The sequence below is a fragment of the Dickeya ananatis genome, from assembly GCF_019464615.1.
GTDB lineage: Bacteria > Pseudomonadota > Gammaproteobacteria > Enterobacterales > Enterobacteriaceae > Dickeya > Dickeya oryzae.
In genome coordinates, this window is sequence record NZ_CP040816.1 from 2,467,010 (window position 1) to 2,485,362 (window position 18,353).

An 18,353-nucleotide genomic window follows, 5' to 3' on the forward strand; every position below is an offset into this window, starting at 1 on the left:
ATGGCAAGGCATGCTATCCGTAGTCATGTCAGCACGGATAGCCACATCCATAATTGTCGGCCCATCCCCTCTATGCAGCACGTCAGGAGTACCTATGCCAGAGACCATCACGTCACACGACACCCCGCACTACAACCGACAAACCGGGCATTTCTTCAATCCACGCCCGTCGGTGGCCCCGAGGATGGGTCTGTGGCAAAGCCTGTCACTGCTGTGGCGGCTGGGTTTTCAGCGCAAAGGGCGTGTACCGGCTAAACGGTTACCGACGGTATCCCCCAATCTGACGGCGTTCCTCGCCGCTGATGAGCGCCTCACATTTATCTGGTTCGGGCATTCCACCTTGCTGCTGAATCTGGATGATACCCGCATCCTGATAGACCCGGTCTTTTCCGCCAGTGTCTCACCATTCAGTTTTATGTTCCGCCGCTTTCAGCCCCCCGTGCTGGCGCGTGAAGCCCTGCCGAATATCGACCTTATCTTGCTATCGCACGACCACTACGATCATCTCGACGAGCAAACCATCCGCGCCTTTCGTGACACCACAACCCGGTTTATCGCCCCACTGAAAGTGGGTCAGCGCCTGCAAAAATGGGGGATCGACGCCAGCCGTATCCAGGAACTGGATTGGTATCACTCTCATACGTTTAACGGCATTCGCTTTACCGCCACACCGTCGCACCATTTTTCTGGCCGCAGTATGTCTGATCGCAACACCACGCTGTGGGCTTCCTGGGTGATCGAAGGCCAACGGGAACGTCTCTTTTTTAGTGGCGACTCTGGGTACGGCGAACATTTCCGTGAGATTGGTGAACGCTTTGGTCCGTTTGATCTCGCCTTCATGGAAAACGGACAGTACAACGAACGCTGGCCAGACTCACACATGCACCCGGAGCAGACCATACAGGCGGTACAAGATGTGCAAGCCCGCCAGTTCATGCCCATCCATTGGGGCATGTTCGCGCTGGCGTTTCACGACTGGGCCGACCCGGTGCAACACAGCAGCCAGTTAGCGCAAGCGCGACAGCTACCTATGCTGACACCGATGCTGGGTGAAGTGGTCACGCTGGGGACACCCACAACCACACCAATGTGGTGGGAGAAAGACGTTGATGCGCTACCGTCACGACCTATCGCCAGAAACGCGGTACAGGATGCAGAATAGCTGATCTTGGGGATGAAAAGCATATACCCAGAGAATAAATTAAGGACTAAATAGCCTCCGCATTGATGCTCCGATTATCATTGCGAGGCTCCAAATCTGGCGGGATGTTATTTCTCACAAGTACAGCGTCGTGATGAGAAAATATTTAGTAAAGACCGGCCAAGCTACTTTATTTTTCACTAATCTAGACAACAGATGATATATTTTTAATATAATGAGATGCATTCATTGACAATGATTAGTCCTTTCCCCCCAATAAACCAAGAACCCATAAAAATATATAATTTCAACATATATAATTATCGAGGTAATTATGGCATTTGTAAGCGATCTGAAACTTGAAGATAATTCAACTGCAGCCTCCGCAACTGCACAAGTTACAGCCACCCGACTTGGACACGCATTAAGAGAAAGATATCAGGATTTTATCCATAAACGTGAATGCTCTGTTGCTCAACCAGACTATAATATAAAGATGGCCAGTAGAGCCTTGGCTGCTTTTACTATGTTTCAATTAGGTGGAGTTGATGATCGGGAAGCAGGCGAAAGTGTTTGTGATAGTAGCCGTGATGGCGGCATTGATGGTGTATGTATTAACCACAATGAAAAAATTGTAGTTATCGTTCAATCTAAATTTAATCAATCAGGTAGTGGAACATGGATAAAAGATGATTTTTTATCTTTTAAAGATGCATGCGAAAAACTCCAAAGCGAACAATATAATTTATTTGACGAGATACTACAAAACAAGCAGACAGATATCAGCATTGCACTTAGTTCTTTAGACTATAAATTCATCTTTGCAATGACTCATACAGGTAAAAGAGGCGCTGCAGAGCAAATTTTGGATGACATGAAATCATGGCAAGTGGATTTGAATGAAGCAGCGTTAATGACAGAAAACACTCCAAATGAAGAGTTAGCCTTTCAAGTTCATCTTATCTCTGCCGAAGACATTCTTCAATGGTTACAGGCCGGCTCCAGGAATAGCATTGACTTGAAAGATGTTGAAATCGAACGATATGGTTTTATCGACAATCCACATAAAGCTTATTATGGTTTAATTAGTGGAGATCAGATTGCAGACTGGTGGAAATCTCACGGACAAAGATTATTCACGAAAAATATTAGAAATTTGCTAGGAAAAACAGATGTCAATGAAGAAATTAAAAAAACAGCATTAACAAAGCCAGATATGTTCTGGTTCTATAATAATGGCATAACTTTATTAGTTAATGAAATAGAGCCTCATAGAAGGAATGCAGCATTAGGTTCAGAAAGAGGCGTTTTTAATTTTACAGATGTAAGTGTCATTAATGGAGCACAGACAGTAAGCAGCATTGGATCATTGATCGATTCCGCAGGAGAAAATCTTTCAAAAATAAAAATTTCCGCAAGATTTATAAAAGTAAATGATGACAAAGGTGATACCATCGCCAATAGCATCACCAGAGCTAACAACCTCCAGAATAGAGTTCTCGGACGAGATTTTGCATCTCAGCAGCCAGAGCAACACAGGTTAGCAAAGGAATTAATTCTTGAAGGATACCAGTACCAATTATTAAGAACAGATGAAGACTCATTTCAAAAAAACGCCAAAACAATAGATCTTGATGAAGCTCTAAATGCTTTAGCTTGCTTAACCAAAAACAATACAATTGTTGCGACATTAAAGTTATATAGAGGCCGATTTTTTGACAACTTCGATGGTAGCTTATACAAAACGGTATTTAACCCACAAGTACCCGGAATTAGATTAATAAATGCTGTTATTCACCTTAGAGTCATTGATGACCTAATTGGAAAGGAACTAACCACCATTGACAAGCTTTCAAATAGCAGAAGACATTTGATTGTCACTCACGCAAATAGATACTTTGCCTCAGTATTATTAAATTCAGTTCAAAACCTCAAGTCATCAACAGACCATATCACTCCAGATATAAATGATTTAGGAACAAAGTTAATTAATTTGATCGATAGCACCGAGGAGTATATGAGTAGCAAGTATGCAAATGCATATCCAGCAAGATTCTTTGCAAACGCCAATAAAATTGATGAGCTTTATAAAAACATTTAAAATAAATTTATACTGTATTAAGTTTACGCGCCAATTTTGGCGCGTTCTTTAAACCATCACAAAAACTGGAGTTCCCGCATACAAGTACGTAAGCCCCCTCCACACACGAAGAATTAAACAACAATTCAAATATTCTGCATCTGATTATTATAACCCCCCAATAACTCCATAAGATTGATTTTCAGGGTTATCAGGGTTATGATTGGCTGATGGCCGGGATACGAGGTTTAAGGATGGACAGCAGGACGTTAATGGCAGAAATCAAGGCCGATGGATGGGAATTGGTAAGGATTAACGGCAGCCATCACCACTTCATCCACCCAGCTAAACCGGGGTTAGTGACCATCCCGCATCCTAAGAAGGATTTACCGATAGGCACGGTAAAAAGCATCAGGAAACAGGCAGGGATATGATCCCTGCTTACTCGAAGAGGCTGAATTATGTTTTATCCAATTGCAATTGAAGCAGGCGACGATGCTCATGCATACGGCGTGACAGTGCCAGATCTGCCGGGCTGTTTCTCCGCAGGTGATACACTTGATGAGGCCATCGCTAACGCTAAAGACGCGATCACTGGTCACATTGAGCTGCTTATCGAAATGGGCCAGGATATTCCTGCTGTTTCATCCGTCGGCACGTTGGCGAAATCACCGGAATACATCGGTTACACCTGGGCCGTTGTTGATATCGATGTCACCCGGCTGATGGGGGGTGTGGAAAAAATTAACGTCACGCTGCCGAAATCACTGATTGATCGTATCGATCGTTGTGTAGCAAGTAACCCAGAATTTAAAAGCCGATCGGGGTTCCTTGCCCAGGCGGCATTAGAGCGGATGTCATCCCTGCGCTGACCTTTATTCAGAAACCTGCTTCGGCAGGTTTCTTGTTTTACATCGGTATCAGAAAGCCCCCGGTAATTTTTGCCACAGCACCTCCCGCCGTTCTGCGTCCGCGAGTTCTTTGTGCTGTGCCGCCTCCAGCCAGTCGCGGGCGGCGGAGGGGCTCAGGATAAACACACCGTCGTCATCGCCTATCGCCATATCGCCGGGATGCACCGTCACCCCAGTGATCGTAACCGGTACATTGACGGCACCGGCACATCCCAGTGTGCGGGTGGTAATGGCGCTGACGCCTTTGCAGAACACCGGCAAGCCCAGTTTGCGTAGCGCACGTGAATCCGTCACGGCACCGGCTACGACAACCCCCGCCAGCCCTTTCACTTTGGCCGCCAGCGTGCGCAGTTCACCCCAGCAGGCGCGTTCTTCTTCATCAGAGGCATCAATCACCAGCACATCGCCGGGCTGGCTCAGTAACAATGCCTCACGTAGTACACCGCCATCCGGCGGGCACAGTTTTACCGTCACCACGTTGCCGATCATCTGCACATCCGCCACGAGCGGCCGGATACCCGGCAAATACCCTTGTTCTGTCAAATGCCCCAGTGTGGAGGTGCCGACATGGTGATAGCCTGCCAGCAGTTCATCGCTAAGCGGCGAGACGCGGGGAAGAATATGATAATTCATCCTGCCACCTGCCCATGCCAGTCATCCGACGGGCCATTGCCCGCTACTGTTTCATGTGGCTTTTCACGGCCAAATGGAATGCATAACGGTGTGTGGAAAAACGGATCAGCAATAATACGGCAGTCCAGATTAAACACGGTTTTCACCAGCGCTTCGTCCAGAATCGCCGCCGGGGCCCCCTGTGCGAAGGCGGTACGGTTATGCACCGCCACCATATGGTCGGCGTAACGGCACGCCAGATTGAGATCGTGCAGCACCATGATGATAGTTTTCCCGTGTTGACGGTTCAGTTCACGCAGCAAATCCAGCACTTCAATCTGGTGCGCCAGGTCGAGAAAGGTAGTGGGTTCATCCAGCAGCACCACCTCGGTATCCTGTGCCAGTGTCATGGCGATCCACACCCGTTGGCGTTGACCGCCGGATAACGCATCTACCGGTCGGTCCGCCAGCCCGTCGGTGCCGGTTTGCACCAGCGCACGGTTTACCATCCGCTCGTCTTCCTGTGACCACTGCTGTAACCAGTTCTGGTAGGGATAGCGTCCCAGGCTGACCAACTGCTTCACGGTAATGCCTTCCGGCGCATCCGGCATCTGCGGCAAAATCGCCAACGCACGCGCCACCTCGGCGGTAGACTGACGGTGAATATCCTCACCATTGAGGATGACCGAGCCACTCAGTGGCTTAAGCAAGCGGGCGAAAGACTTAAGCAGTGTACTTTTGCCGCACCCGTTGCTGCCTATCAGTACCGACACTTTGCCCTTCGGCAACTGTATATCCAGATTGTCGATAATCGTCTGGCTGGCATAGCCGAGGGTCAGCTCCCGGCTGGTAATGGCGGTCATCATCCGTTTCCTTAATGACGTTGTTTGATCAGTAAATACAAAAAGAACGGCGCGCCCAGCGCCGAAACGAAAATCCCGGCGGGCAGATCCAGCGGCAAAAACAACGTGCGCCCGCACAGATCCGCTACCATCACCAGTACAGCGCCACACAGAAACGCCATCGTCGCCTGCCCGGCAAAGGTCGGTGCCACCAACCGTTTAGCGATGTGGGGAGCGATAAGTCCGACGAACGCCATCGCCCCACCCCAGGCGATCGCCGCACCGGCCAGCGCCACACTGAGCAGCAACAGCGCTAAGCGCAACCCCTGCACCCGCACACCGATGCCCTGCGCCAGCCCATCATCCAGTTGCTGCACCCGCACCTGACGCGCCAGCCACACCAGCCACGGCACCATCAGCAGTAGCCAGACACCCAGTTCACGGGTTTCACGCCAATTGGCACCGTAGACGCTGCCGGTCAGCCAGACATACGCCGAGAGCGTGGTAGTCAGCGGGCTGAACACCAGCATAAAGGTGGTCGCCGCCACCAACAGTGCCGATACCCCCACACCGGTCAACACCAACCGCTGCGGCGATACACCCGATTGCCACGCCAGACAATACACCGCCAGCGCGGCCACGCCGGCCCCGGTCATCGCCGCCAGTGGCAGGTAGTGCGCCCCCAGCGTACCGGTGAGAAACGACAGGTAGAACACCGCCGCTGCGCTGGCACCGCTGGTAATGCCAAGAATATCCGGTGACGCCAGCGGGTTTCGAATCATCGCCTGTAAAATCAGCCCGGATACCGCCAGTGCGCCGCCAACCAGTGCCGCCAGCAGCACCCGCGGCAAGCGTAATTGCTGTACGATAAGCGTCGCGCCCTCTGACTGTGACGAGACCAACGCCCGCAACACCTCCCACGGTGACAGCATCAGCTTGCCGATGCCAAGTGATATCACCATCACCGCCAGCACCAGTATCAGCGCCAGTGCGATGCGTCCAACGCTGGTCAGGTTAATCTGGCGGGAAAACGGCCCTTGTCGCCACACCAGCACTGGATCTCTGCCTTCGCGCTTATCCATGCCGACCTCCGCGCCGCAGCAGCACAATAAAGAACGGGGCACCGAACAGCGCCGTCATCACCCCGACTGGCACCTCCTGAGGCACAATCACCACCCGCGCCAGAATATCCGCCAGTAGCAATAACGCTGCCCCTAATAGCGCGCAGCCGGGCAGCAGCCAACGGTGGTCGGCAGGCAACAGTTTTCGGGCCATATGCGGCACAATCAGACCGATAAAGCCAATGCTGCCCGCCATCGCCACCGCGCCACCGGCCAGCACAATCACCAGCAGACTCATCAACAGTCGGATGCGCCCGGTGCGTTGCCCCAGACCTCGGGCGATAGCTTCACCGGCGTTCAGCACGTTAACCTGCCCTGCCAGCAACAGGCTGGCGACCAGCGCCGCCAGACAATACCCCATCAACGGCAATATCGTCGCCAGCTCGCGATCGGCCACCGAACCGGCCAGCCAGAACAGCACCGTATCCAGCCCTTCCTGATTGACCACCAGCATTCCCTGACTAAAGGCCGCGAACATGGCGGTGATCGCCGCCCCCGCCAGCACCATGCGCAGCGGGTTCAGGCTGCCTTTGCCCATGGTGCCAATCAGCCATACCAGGCAACCTGCCAGCGCCGCGCCAGCAAACGCCGACCACAGCCACACCGACATCGCCACCTTGGGAAACAGCGACACGCAGACAATCAGGCAAAACATCGCGCCGGCGTTAATACCAAACAGCCCCGGCGATGCCAGTGGATTACGGGTCAGCACCTGCATCAAGGCCCCTGCCACCGCCAGACTGGCCCCCACCACGATAGCTATCAGCGTGCGCGACAGGCGCGTCGAGGTGACCAGAATATGGTTCACGTTCAGCGGGTCCGGATGCCACAACGCCCCAAACACCTGCGATGGCGCAATCGCTATCGGCCCAACCATCAAGCTCAAAAACGCCAGTGCCAGCAGGCACACCGCGCCGCCCGCCAGCACCTGAGCCGGAGCCATCTGCTTCACGCGGACTCTCTCGACATGGCTCATGACAGACCTCCGGCGATACCGGTCACCCGGGCGATATCATCGAGCATCATATTCGCCCCCAGGATACCGCCGGACAGGCTCCAGGTGACGCCATTGACCACCCACACCTGCTGTCGCTGCGGCGCACGCAGTTGTTGCCACAGCGGATGACGGATCAGCGATTCATAGTTGCGTTGCACGGCGGGGCTCTCAGAGCGCAGAAAAATGAAAAAGATATCGGCATCCACCACCGGGATGCTCTCTTTGCTGGTCAGCTTGAGTGATACCCCCGGTTGAGCGCGGCTGGCTTCACTCCAGCCAAACCCCAGTTCGCTCACTACCGAGCCGGGAAAACTGTTGGGTAAATAGCTACGGATATGATCTTCGCGGATATCCAGTATTGATACGGTGGGCGGCCAGCCGCTGCCAAAGCGGCGTTGCAACTGCTCACGCAGCCTGTTCACCCGTTGCTGCCAGTGCTGCAACAGTGTATCCGCCACCGCCTGACGCCCCAGCGCCTGCCCCATCACCTGTACCGTTTTCTTGAACTGGTAGATTTCATCGAGCATCACCACTGGTGCAATCTGCGACAGCAGTGGCTCCAGTCGCTGGTGGCGAAAACGCGAAGCGACGATGGTATCGGGCTTTAACAGCACGATGTCTTCCAGACTGGGTTGGGTTTCCAGCCCCACATGCGGCACCCCGGCCAGCGCCGGACGCAGGTAGCGGTACATGGGTTTCTCACTCCACGAATCCACCACACCAGCAGGTGTCACCCCCAGCGCCACGGCGGTATCCGTCGCGCCCTGAAACAGGGTGATAACCCGTTGCGGCATCAACAACGACTGAGCCAGCGCAGGCCGGGAAAGCCCCAGCGGCAACAGGCTTAACGACCACCGCAGCAATCGGCGGCGCGACACTAAATACTCATTCACGATTCGATGTGATCTGCCTTACAGGTTGAACTGTTGGTGGACAGTTAGAGGCTGTTAATAAACAGCCGTATTATTTTTGTTGCCGGTAAACCGTGCCGGGGCCGTGCGACATTTCGTGCTTGATAAACTAAGTGAATTCTTTGCAACTTCATCGCACGCACGACAAGGAGAGGCTCAAACGCCGCCTCTCCTTGACCACTAGCTAAGGGCTAAATTATGAACCCTGACGGGTTCACCCTTGCGGGCCAGCGTAAACGCTGTTCAAAAACGCTCCCGACGTTTTTGTCCAACGCGGCACGGGCTTTCGCGGCGTCCCTGCCGCTCACCCGGCGAAGTCGCCCACCTCAGCACAGTTTTTTACGCCCAAAAACCAGCGTATATCCCGCAAAGCCCGTCACTAAAAAGTTAATGGCAATCTATTTACCAATGATTGCCTGAAACGGGTTAATCACCTCTCCTTTGCCGAACGGCATGCTCCCCGGCCCACCGGCGCGGGCGATCATCGGGGTGATCAGCAGTTTCTGCGGCCAGTTGGGTGCGTCAAACAAGCGGGTTTTCAGCATCGCTTGCGTATCAGTCGCGAAACCGGCACGGTCAATCGCCCCATTGATTTCAGTGCGCATCACGCCCCACAGCGTTGCGGCATCCAGATCATAGGTCAGCGACAGCGTGTCAATGATCGCCCGCATGTTGACCTGAATTCCCAGCGTTTGCAGCCAGAACAGCAGGTCGTCCAAACGTTCGTGGTAAAGCGTATTGGCATGGCCTTGTTTGATGCGGTACACCGGGTCCTGCATACCGTGTTGTTCCAGCGTCGGCACATGAATACGCAGTGAATCGTGGTCGCGCAGCAACAGGCCGTGGGCCTGACCGGCTTTCCACACCAATACCGCGTTCTGCCCGTGAATCTCACCCAACATCCCTAAGCGGAACATGCGGAAATTAATATCGAAGAAACAATGGCAAAGCTCGGCGAACAGTGTCAATACCGACTCGGCATTCGCCGCTAAATTGCGATATGCCAGCCAGTCGTCAAAGAAGTGACGGCGGCTACCCGGTAACGGTGTCCCCAGCGCCGCCATCGGCAGCAGGCGGTAATCCGGGTCATCAAACAGTTCACGCGGATAACTGCGTACCATCGCCGACAGGTGGCGTGGCGCTTCATCAAACAGGGTGGCCTGCGGCGGCATAAACGCCCACCATTTGCCTTCATCACACAGATACAGTCGCTGCTGTAATACCGCGTCTTTGTCGCGCGCCTGTCGCAACAACGCTTCACTTAACCCACCGTTGATCATTTTCACTGCCGGTAGGTAGCGTGACGCCCCCAGCGAGTAGACCGCCATCGGCAGTTTGAGGTAGTCCGCACTGGCAAAACACGGGGTCATGGAACGCAATGACGAGGTCGGCAGGTAGCGAGCGGCACAGAAATCGAGCCGCTGGCATTCACCGTGACGAAACGCCTCGCCCAACTGGGTTTCCAGAATATGATCGAACTGCCACGGGTGCACCGGCAAGGCGATGTGAGTGTCGGCAATGCCGCGTGTCGTCAGTTCCTGTTGCAGCGCCGCCTGTTCCGTCTGCGGCAGCAGATAATGTGCCGGGTACTGGTCAGCCGTGTTGCTGATGCCATCGCCACATTGCAGTTGGTCTTTGACCACCGCCACCCAGTTCAACGCCACCGGTTCGGCGAACTCCGCCACGTAACGACGGTATTCTTCGGCACTCAGCCCCTGTTTGGCTTTGGCGGTCGGGTGATACGGCCGGTCGCGCAGCGAAGCCCACTGTTCCATGACGTGGAAGAAATCGGCATTGTCGCGCGCGAGCAGCTCGTCGGTATCGATGCGGTGCTCGCGTGAGAGCGCGGTCTGTTCCACGCTGGTGTTGAGCACATCCAGAAACAGCGCCTGCCCTTTGGCGTTACTCTCTCCGCTGTTGTCTTCCTCACTGTGCTGCCCGGCGAAGACCAGATGCATGAAACTTTCCGGCTCCAGCGCCTGCCAGTCGTTACCGCCCTGCTGCCAGGCGTACACCACCGTGTCCGGTATTTTTTCCCAGCGCTGGGTAATGCCAGGGCGCAGCGCCACCACCAGATGCCGCTGTTCACGCTCATCGCTGCACCAGCGCCACAGACGGGCCGAGCTCTCCAGCGCACCGAACGGTGACGGCTGCCCGTACTGCTGGTGCCATTCATCGGCGGTATACAACGCCAACGGCTGGGCACCAAAAAATTCTTCGGCCAACAGGCAATCCACCAGATCCTGCATCACGCTGTGGCTGGCATCCTTGTAGTGAGACGTATTTTTCATCACATGACTTTCCATTGGATTACTGTCCTTCTGCTGAAATCGTTGCGGCCAGTCTGGCCTGTAACGCGCGAAACGCGATACCGCGCTCGTCGCCCAAAACAAATGCGCGCACACCTTGCTCACGCCAGCGGGCATGATCGTCAGGCTGGCGGGGGATGGCGCAATAGCACACCCCCTGCGCCTCGGCGGCAAGACGCACCTCGGCCAGCGCAGCCTGCACCGGTGCGGCCGCGGTCTGCCACGGCATACCCAGCGACTGGGAGAGATCCGCCGCGCCCTCCAGTATCATGTCCAGCCCCTCAACCTCGGCGATCGCCTTCGCCTGACGCACACCCGCGGCGCTTTCGATCATCGCCACCAGCAGGATTTCCCGGTTCGCCAGTGCGACGTATTCCGCCAGACTGTGCTTACCGAAAGCACCGGGGCGGCCACTGTTGAGACTGCGCTCGCCTTGCGGGTGGTAATAGCAGGCACGTACCGCCGCCTGCACTTGCTCAGCCTGTTCTACCATCGGCAGCACAATGCCCTGCGCGCCACCATCCAGCAGCCGCAGCATGGTTTTAGGGTTGGCGTCCGCCACCCGTACCAGTGGCGTTAGCGCATAGCTCTCTGCCACCCGGATCATGTTTTCCACCGTTTCCGGGTTAATCAGCACGTGTTCGGTATCGATAATCACGAAATCGAACCCGGCTTCGGCGATCAACTCCACCGATACCGGCGAGGGAATCGAGGCGATTACCCCATAGACCGGTGTACCGGCCGCCAGCTTGCGCTTAAGATGGTTGGTTCTTAGCATGACGACGGCCTGAACGGATGCAGGGGGTTCGGCACCGATTTAAAGCGGCGTTCGCCGTCACCCAGTAACCGGCGTTTCGTCAGTTCTTCCACCTCGTAGGTCGGTGCAAACACGTCAAACAGCGCATAACGCACACGGTGCTGTGGGTGTGCCGCCTGATACCCCAACACCACGTCCGCCGTCATTTCCCAGAAGCGCGCTTCCGGCAGGTGATAATGCTGACGCAGGAATACCGCCATTTCCGCCAGACAAATGAAGAAGAACGAATCGCAGGTGAAATCGCGCACCGCCTCAACGTCATCGGTCAGGATGAAGGAGTTACGGTTGATTTTGGCGTGGCTGGCCGGTAGCGGCACCAGATCCGGGCGCATGGCTGGGCGTGCCAGATGGTCCGGCGAATAGCGTACCCCATCGTGGAAATCTTTCAGTGCAATGCGCTGCGGCCAGCCATCACGCACCACCAGCACGATATTCTGGCCGTGTGACTCCATGCCGATGCCTTCGGCGTACAACATGTGAATGATGGGGGAAACCGTCACTTCCAGCAGTTGGCGAGTCCAGGCTTCCAGCCCGTATTGCCGAATCCAGGCGTCGATAAACGGGGCCTGCTCGCCGCCGCCGTAGCGGTGTTCAACATGGCTTAACCCATTAAACGGCACCGCCTGTTCACCCGGTTGCAGATACTGATGGATGCTTTCACGCCAGATGGCACCCATCACGCCATAGGCTTGCGCCATGCGGGTGGTGGGTAAGTTCTGGGTATCAAAGCTCACCCCGGCGACTTCGCCGAGGATCACAAACTTCAGGTTGCGGGCGGTCTGGTCGGTATCGATCAGCTGTTGCAGCCAGTCGGTGATGATGGGCCCGTTCATCACCGTGTGCCGTGCCAGAATACGGGTGCTGGAGGTGTTAGTCATACTCATCGCCAGCTTGACGTACGGCCGTGTTTTTTCAGTGACGTTCGCCAGCGTGCGAATCGACTGTTGCGCCTGCCAGCGGTCGTCAGAATCACCGAGGTAAATCAGCTCGCCGCTGACCAACTCCGGGTAAAACACCGGTGCAATCACGTTTTTCCACTGCCACGGGTGTACCGGTATCAGTTGATAGTCCTGCGCCTTGCGCCCCTGACGCGCCTGTTGCTCGCTAAACGCCTGCCAGCGCGTTTCACCAAACTCAGCGAGCAGGAAGTCATCCAGATTCAGCTTGATCGACTGGTTGGCCGATGCGCGTTGCTTCGACAACGCCAGCCAGACGATGGCGAAAGGCTGGCCGAATTCCGGCCCCCATTGCGCGTTATCCTGCAGGCTAAAGCCAATGCGCGACTTGTAGCAGGGGTGGTAGCTGTGTGCATCCATAAAGTGGCGCTCCAGCTCATCGAAACTGAGCTGATGCGCTGGCTTGCTGAGGCGATAATCCTGTGCGCGCGACTGCAAATCCTTCAGTTGCGTCTGCTCGAGTTCCTGCACAAAACGCGTCAGAAACGGGTTGTTCTCCTGCTCGCCCAGCAGTTCTTCCAGCATCAGGTGCAGGTTGGGTGACTGTGCATTACCGCTGGTATCAACGCGCTGCACACTGGCGTAATCCAGGCGAATCAGCGCAAAGCTGTCGCTCAATAATCCATTACAGCGGTATTCTACCGGCTGGTGGTGTGCATCACGGCCGGTTATCACAAACTGGCTGTTGCCCTCGCCCATGTCCGTGCAGTGATAAGGCAACACCTCTTCGTACAGCAACGTCTGTAACAGTTGCCCGACCACGCGCTGTTCTACCAGTTGATAACGCTGCGCATCCATCTGCAACAGCCAGTCACAAGCGATACCCTGCAATACGACGGGGGATAATGTTTCCATACAGTCTCTTAACCTTGTCAGTAAAAATAACGTTGCCAGTCAAAATAGCGTAGCAGTCGTCAACCCAATACCTGTGTGCCTCAGCGCATCTCACCTGTACCGGTGTGAGGTGGTGAAGCCCCAGCCAACAGCGCGTTGGCCGCTGTCTCGTCACTACCCGAGGGGAAACGCAAGGCACAGGGCAGCGCCAGCACGATCAGTATGCCGGTCGCCATAAAGGTCTCGCTGATGGCGGCGGCACGCGCAGCCTCCTGTGCCAGCCCGCTGCCCGCCAGCCGAAATTCGAGGTACAGCGACGCCACCACGATCGCCAGCGATGACACCAGACGGCGTGAAATGTTGTTCATCGCCGCCCCCTGCGTGACCAGCGTTTCCGGCAGTACATTCAACCCGGCGGTGGTCACCGGCATGTAGGACAACCCCAGCCCGATGCCGCGCAGTATCATCCAGCCAAACACCACGCCAATGGATGACTGCGCCCCCACCATGCCTAACCCGATAGTCGCCAGCGCGGTCAGCAGCACCCCGCACCCCACAACCCGCGCCGGGCCGTGGCGGTCGAGCAGGTTGCCGCCGAGCTTACCGAACAAGCTGGCGAACAGCGCAGTGCACAGCAGCGCCAGCCCGGTCCAGATGGCGCTGTAGCCCATCACCATTTGGACCAGCATCGGTAATAACACCAGGCATTCGAACATCCCGACCGATTGCACCACCGCAATCACCACACTCAGTCGATAGCCGTGCAGTTGAAAAATACGCAGGTTCAGCAGCGGCTCGCGTTTACGCAGTTCGACGCGAACAAAGACCGCCAGACAGGCCGTTGCCACCAGCAGCATCAGCAGGTTGAGTGGATTCGCCAGCGCCGCCGCATGATGTAATCGCCCGGCGGCCACCATCAGCAAACCAATACCGGCAGACACCAACAGATAACCGGTCATATCAAACGGCTTGCGCTCACCGGGCGTGGTTTTCGGCAATACCACCAGCCCCATCAATAGCGCCAGTGCACCGATGGGAATATTCATGGCAAACAGTGCGCGCCAGCTAAACCACGTCAGCAAGATGCCGCCGCACAGCGGCCCCAGCGCCGGAGCCAGCATCACGATAGCGCCCCAGATACCGGTAATACCGCCACGCTCCTGTTTGGGGTATACCGAAAAAATCAGCGTCAGCGACAACGGGATCATCAGCCCGCTGGCGATGCCCTGCACCGTGCGAGCGGCTATCACCAGCGAGATGGAATCCGCCAGCATCCCCAGCACCGAGCCGCTGATAAACAGCGCAACCCCCAGCAGATAGAGTGGTTTGTTACCCAACCGGTGTCCGAGATAGCCGGTCAACGGCATCGTCATCCCCATGCTGACCATGAACGCCGCCACGATCCAGGTAGCGAGCAGCGGCCCAATGTGAAACACCTCGATGAACGCGGGCAATGCCGGGTTCAGCGAGCTGTTATTCAGGCTGACCGTCGTCGTACCGAGCAGCACATTCACCACCACCAACCAGCGAGGAACAGCGCTAGTCGACACGGTCCACCACTCCGGTTATGTCCACCTTCGTACCGTCCGCCGTGATAACCCCAGCGTCGGTGATGAAATACTGCGCAGGACGGGGGTGACACAGAAAATCGGCATGCGAAATGTTGTAGCCATAGGCCCCTGCCAACGGCAGCACCAGCAGGTCACCGATATTCACGTCTGTCAGGCGCTGGTCACGGCTGAGTACATCTTTCGGCGTACAGAGCTGGCCGACGACTGTCCAGTCGCGCGTTTCCCCTGCTGGCTGCGCGGGTGCTAACGGCAGATGGATAATGGGGTGGTCATGTCCTTGCGCCACCGGCAGGCGGAACTGATGCGTACCGCCGCGACACACCAGAAAATGCTTACCGTGGCTGCGTTTCTTATCCAACACTTCGATGGCGTAATAGCCACAATACGCGCTGATAAACCGCCCCGGCTCAAAGCGAACGACCGGTACATCCGGCTGTTGCGCCAACCGCACACGCAGGTAGTCACACAATGCTGACCAGTCGAAACGCTCCGGCGTCAGGTACGGCACGCCAATACCACCCCCGACATTGAGGTGGGTAATCTGTTGTGGATAGGCAGACAACGCTTTCCACTGCGGCCAGCGCGTCAGGTACAGATCCAGCAATTGCTGATGCCGCTCCACACTCATCTGGTGCGACATAGCATGCACGTGGAACCCTTTGAGTTGCAGGTGGCTGGCGTTATCCACGTCACGCACCGCATCCGGCAGGTCTGCCTCATCCATGCCGAACGGTGTCGGCGTACCGGCCATCGCCAGTTTGCTGGTCAGCGACGACGCCAGCTCCGGGTTGATACGGATGAACACCGGCTGAACCACGCCGTGTTGCTGCGCTCGCTGTTGCAAGCGGGCTATCTCATGACGGCTTTCCACATGGACCGCCTCCACCCCGTGTTCCAGCGCCAGATCAAAATCAGAATCCAGCTTGCCCGGCCCGGAGAACACAAACGGTTTCGCGGTGGTGCACCCGGCCACACGGTCGATTTCCCCGCCGGAGGAAATCTCAAACCCATGAACCAGCGGTGCGATAGCATCCAGAATCGGTTTTTCGCTGTTGGCCTTGATGGCGTAATAGAGTTCGACACCGGGTGGCAACGCCGCCATCACCTCGCTGACGTGTTGACGCAACGCCGCCAGGTCATAGACAAACGCGGCCAGCGGATCGCGGTGCTGCTGTTGCAGGCGAACGATCAGTTGGCGAACAGGCTGTGGCAGCTTACCCATGCTGCACCTCATGCTGCTGTACCTCACCCTGCGCGAGCGAATCATGCCGCCTTGAGTTATGCTGCCCCGCGGTATGCCACGCTTCGCCGTAGCCTGCCACCTTACTCGGGTACGCGGTCTCGCCCCAGGGGGACGGCAACTGGACGTAGCTGGCCTGACGATCGGCCTCGGCTGCCAGTCGCACCTTGAGGTTGGTTTTACATGCTACCGTCTCACCGGCGATCAGCGCTTCCAGTTCCGGTGCCGGTTGGCGCAGTTCCGCCTGAATCGCACGTAGCTGCTGCCGGACCCGTTGCCACATCAGCGGTGCCAGATGGGCACGACCATGACTCAACGCCAGAATGGCTTCTGACAGGTGGTTGATGAACAGGCAGTACATGATGCGGTTCCAGCCCTGCTCGCGGGAATACAGCAACGACTGGCGCACGCGGGGGTGTATATCGTCAGGAATCGCGTGGATACCGCGATCGTCGGTCAGTTTCACCCCTTCGAAATCGCGCAGTAACACCTGATGTGGCCGCCCTTGTTGATGCACCAGCACGCTATTTTGCAGATGCGGTTCCATCACCACACCGTGATTGAAGAACAGTGACAATACCGGGCGCAGTAACCGCGTCTGATAGTCGTCAAACCAGTACAACAACGCATTGTCATCCAGCGCCGCACCGTAGTGTGTGCGCAGGAAAGTATGAATCATCGGCTGTAAATCGACGCCACGGGCAAACAGCGTACCGGCCATGATGCTGTGCTGTGCACCGGTACGGCGACAGAAGTTCTCACGCAAAATGCCGCCGGTTTGCTCGCGAAACCAGTGTTGGTCCGATTCGCTCACACCAACCGGGCTCCAGCTCACCACACCCGGTTCGGCCGCCGCCGTCAGCCCACCCAGCGTATCGGCCTGCTGCGCCAGTAACTGGCGGAACAGCCGGTCGATCAGCACTGTGCTTTCCAGCTCATACCAGGCATTTTTACGCACGCAGTTGGTGATGCGCACGTTCAGCGAGCCTTTGATAAAGTAATCATGGTCTTCGATAAACCAGGTGCGGATAGACGCGGTCGGGCTGGCGACACGCCCGCTTTGCCCCAGATCGCGGATCACCTCGTCTTGCAGTAACTGCTGTACACGGGCGTCCTGCATAAACAGTTGTGCCTGAACCGGGTGCATACAGATGATGGCGCGCCCCGGTGCCGCTGGGCCTTGATCAGCAAACCCCTCCAGCACCTGTTGCGGCGTCAGGCCGTTGGCACCAATGTGTAAGCCTTCTGTTGGCACCTCGAACTGATGCAACGCCGCCCTGGCCTGAAATTCCGGTGCCCACTGCTCCTGGCCGAGATGTGCAGGCCACAGGCGTGCCTTGGGCGCAGGGTGGCTGGGGTGGCCGAACCACAGCCCTTGCTCGCTGTGCAGGTAGTGCTGTAGCGGTGCGTCTGTTTGCTGGCGCTGGTTGTGGCTGACAATCGCACCGACCAATTGCCTGCTCTGCAGAATCTGCTCGTACAACTCCGGGTTTTTTCTCCCGGCAATGTGTTCGCAGGCTGCCAGTATGCGTGCAATCACACGTTCAAAATCGGGGCAATGCCAGTCGCCTTGTGACTGGCGCAGATAGACATCAGACAGATAGTGCTGGCTGCCGAACGTATCACGGCGGTCCACCATGACAAATAATTGCAGTGAGTCGGGCAAACCGATAACCATCGGAATACCTTTCCAGTCCGCGCCATCAAAATAGGCCCCCGGCGGGATCCCTTTCATTTCGTCTGGCCATTCATATCGCAAATACCCTTCCGGTATAGCGAACTCTTTGATAAGGCAATTCAGTAACCCATGCAGGGCTGCTTTTTCGCTTATCATTCTGGACAAAGCATCATGATTAAGGTTGTTCATCTCTGCTCCATAAGAATAACAATCGGCCGGTGATGTCGTGGCGACGGTTAACTATCCTGAATATACCCGTCATAATTCAGGCTGCAGGTGTGTTGGCGGCCTTCCTGCAACTCGAATTATTTTGGGTATATATAACTGAGTAAT

Annotated in this window: 15 protein-coding genes; 4 read left to right on the top strand and 11 right to left on the bottom strand. The window is 55.8% G+C overall.

Annotated features, from left to right (window positions below; translation table 11 throughout):
- Positions 1-94 precede the first annotated feature (94 nt).
- From FGI04_RS10930 to FGI04_RS10945, 4 genes are all read left to right on the top strand, one after another.
- On the top strand, positions 95-1,162 hold the full coding sequence (locus FGI04_RS10930; RefSeq protein ID WP_407321225.1) for an MBL fold metallo-hydrolase: 1,068 nt from the start codon (positions 95-97) through the stop codon (positions 1,160-1,162).
- A gap of 313 nt (positions 1,163-1,475) precedes the next feature.
- Positions 1,476-3,242, top strand: coding sequence for an AIPR family protein (locus FGI04_RS10935; protein WP_040000524.1), 1,767 nt, complete (start codon positions 1,476-1,478; stop codon positions 3,240-3,242).
- A gap of 233 nt (positions 3,243-3,475) precedes the next feature.
- A complete protein-coding gene (locus tag FGI04_RS10940; RefSeq protein ID WP_023639454.1) occupies positions 3,476-3,655 on the top strand; it encodes a type II toxin-antitoxin system HicA family toxin in 180 nt (59 codons plus the stop codon).
- A gap of 27 nt (positions 3,656-3,682) precedes the next feature.
- Complete coding sequence (locus FGI04_RS10945) at positions 3,683-4,093, top strand: type II toxin-antitoxin system HicB family antitoxin (RefSeq protein WP_023639453.1); 411 nt, start codon at positions 3,683-3,685, stop codon at positions 4,091-4,093.
- 48 nt (positions 4,094-4,141) lie between these two features.
- Here FGI04_RS10945 and FGI04_RS10950 read toward each other — a convergent pair whose 3' ends face one another.
- From FGI04_RS10950 to FGI04_RS11000, 11 genes are all read right to left on the bottom strand, one after another.
- The gene (locus FGI04_RS10950; protein WP_407321224.1) at positions 4,142-4,765 is read right to left on the bottom strand and encodes an RraA family protein; all 624 of its coding nucleotides are present in this window, start codon (positions 4,763-4,765) and stop codon (positions 4,142-4,144) included.
- Complete coding sequence (locus FGI04_RS10955; RefSeq protein WP_407322229.1) at positions 4,762-5,607, bottom strand: ABC transporter ATP-binding protein; 846 nt, start codon at positions 5,605-5,607, stop codon at positions 4,762-4,764. Before FGI04_RS10955 ends, FGI04_RS10950 begins: the two co-directional genes overlap by 4 nt.
- A gap of 11 nt (positions 5,608-5,618) precedes the next feature.
- Complete coding sequence (locus FGI04_RS10960; protein WP_342701338.1) at positions 5,619-6,668, bottom strand: FecCD family ABC transporter permease; 1,050 nt, start codon at positions 6,666-6,668, stop codon at positions 5,619-5,621.
- On the bottom strand, positions 6,661-7,683 hold the full coding sequence (locus FGI04_RS10965) for a FecCD family ABC transporter permease (protein ID WP_407336712.1): 1,023 nt from the start codon (positions 7,681-7,683) through the stop codon (positions 6,661-6,663). The genes FGI04_RS10960 and FGI04_RS10965 overlap by 8 nt, the downstream gene beginning before the upstream one ends.
- Positions 7,680-8,597 carry an ABC transporter substrate-binding protein gene (locus tag FGI04_RS10970; RefSeq protein WP_407321223.1) on the bottom strand — a complete coding sequence of 306 codons (918 nt, stop codon included), beginning with the start codon at positions 8,595-8,597 and terminating at the stop codon, positions 7,680-7,682. Before FGI04_RS10970 ends, FGI04_RS10965 begins: the two co-directional genes overlap by 4 nt.
- A 416-nt stretch (positions 8,598-9,013) precedes the next feature.
- Positions 9,014-10,906 (bottom strand): IucA/IucC family protein, encoded by a 1,893-nt coding sequence (locus FGI04_RS10975; RefSeq protein WP_407321222.1) that lies wholly within the window; start codon positions 10,904-10,906, stop codon positions 9,014-9,016.
- 19 nt (positions 10,907-10,925) lie between these two features.
- A complete protein-coding gene (locus FGI04_RS10980; RefSeq protein WP_407321221.1) occupies positions 10,926-11,702 on the bottom strand; it encodes an HpcH/HpaI aldolase family protein in 777 nt (258 codons plus the stop codon).
- The gene (locus FGI04_RS10985; protein WP_407336713.1) at positions 11,696-13,552 is read right to left on the bottom strand and encodes an IucA/IucC family protein; all 1,857 of its coding nucleotides are present in this window, start codon (positions 13,550-13,552) and stop codon (positions 11,696-11,698) included. The genes FGI04_RS10980 and FGI04_RS10985 overlap by 7 nt, the downstream gene beginning before the upstream one ends.
- 80 nt (positions 13,553-13,632) lie before the next feature.
- Complete coding sequence (locus FGI04_RS10990) at positions 13,633-15,081, bottom strand: DHA2 family efflux MFS transporter permease subunit (protein ID WP_407336714.1); 1,449 nt, start codon at positions 15,079-15,081, stop codon at positions 13,633-13,635.
- Positions 15,071-16,324: a type III PLP-dependent enzyme gene (locus FGI04_RS10995; RefSeq protein ID WP_407336715.1), complete on the bottom strand. Its 1,254-nt coding sequence runs from the start codon at positions 16,322-16,324 to the stop codon at positions 15,071-15,073. The genes FGI04_RS10990 and FGI04_RS10995 overlap by 11 nt, the downstream gene beginning before the upstream one ends.
- Positions 16,317-18,209, bottom strand: a complete 1,893-nt coding sequence (locus FGI04_RS11000) for an IucA/IucC family protein (protein WP_407336716.1) — start codon at positions 18,207-18,209, stop codon at positions 16,317-16,319. The genes FGI04_RS10995 and FGI04_RS11000 overlap by 8 nt, the downstream gene beginning before the upstream one ends.
- Between the last annotated feature and the right edge of the window lie 144 nt (positions 18,210-18,353).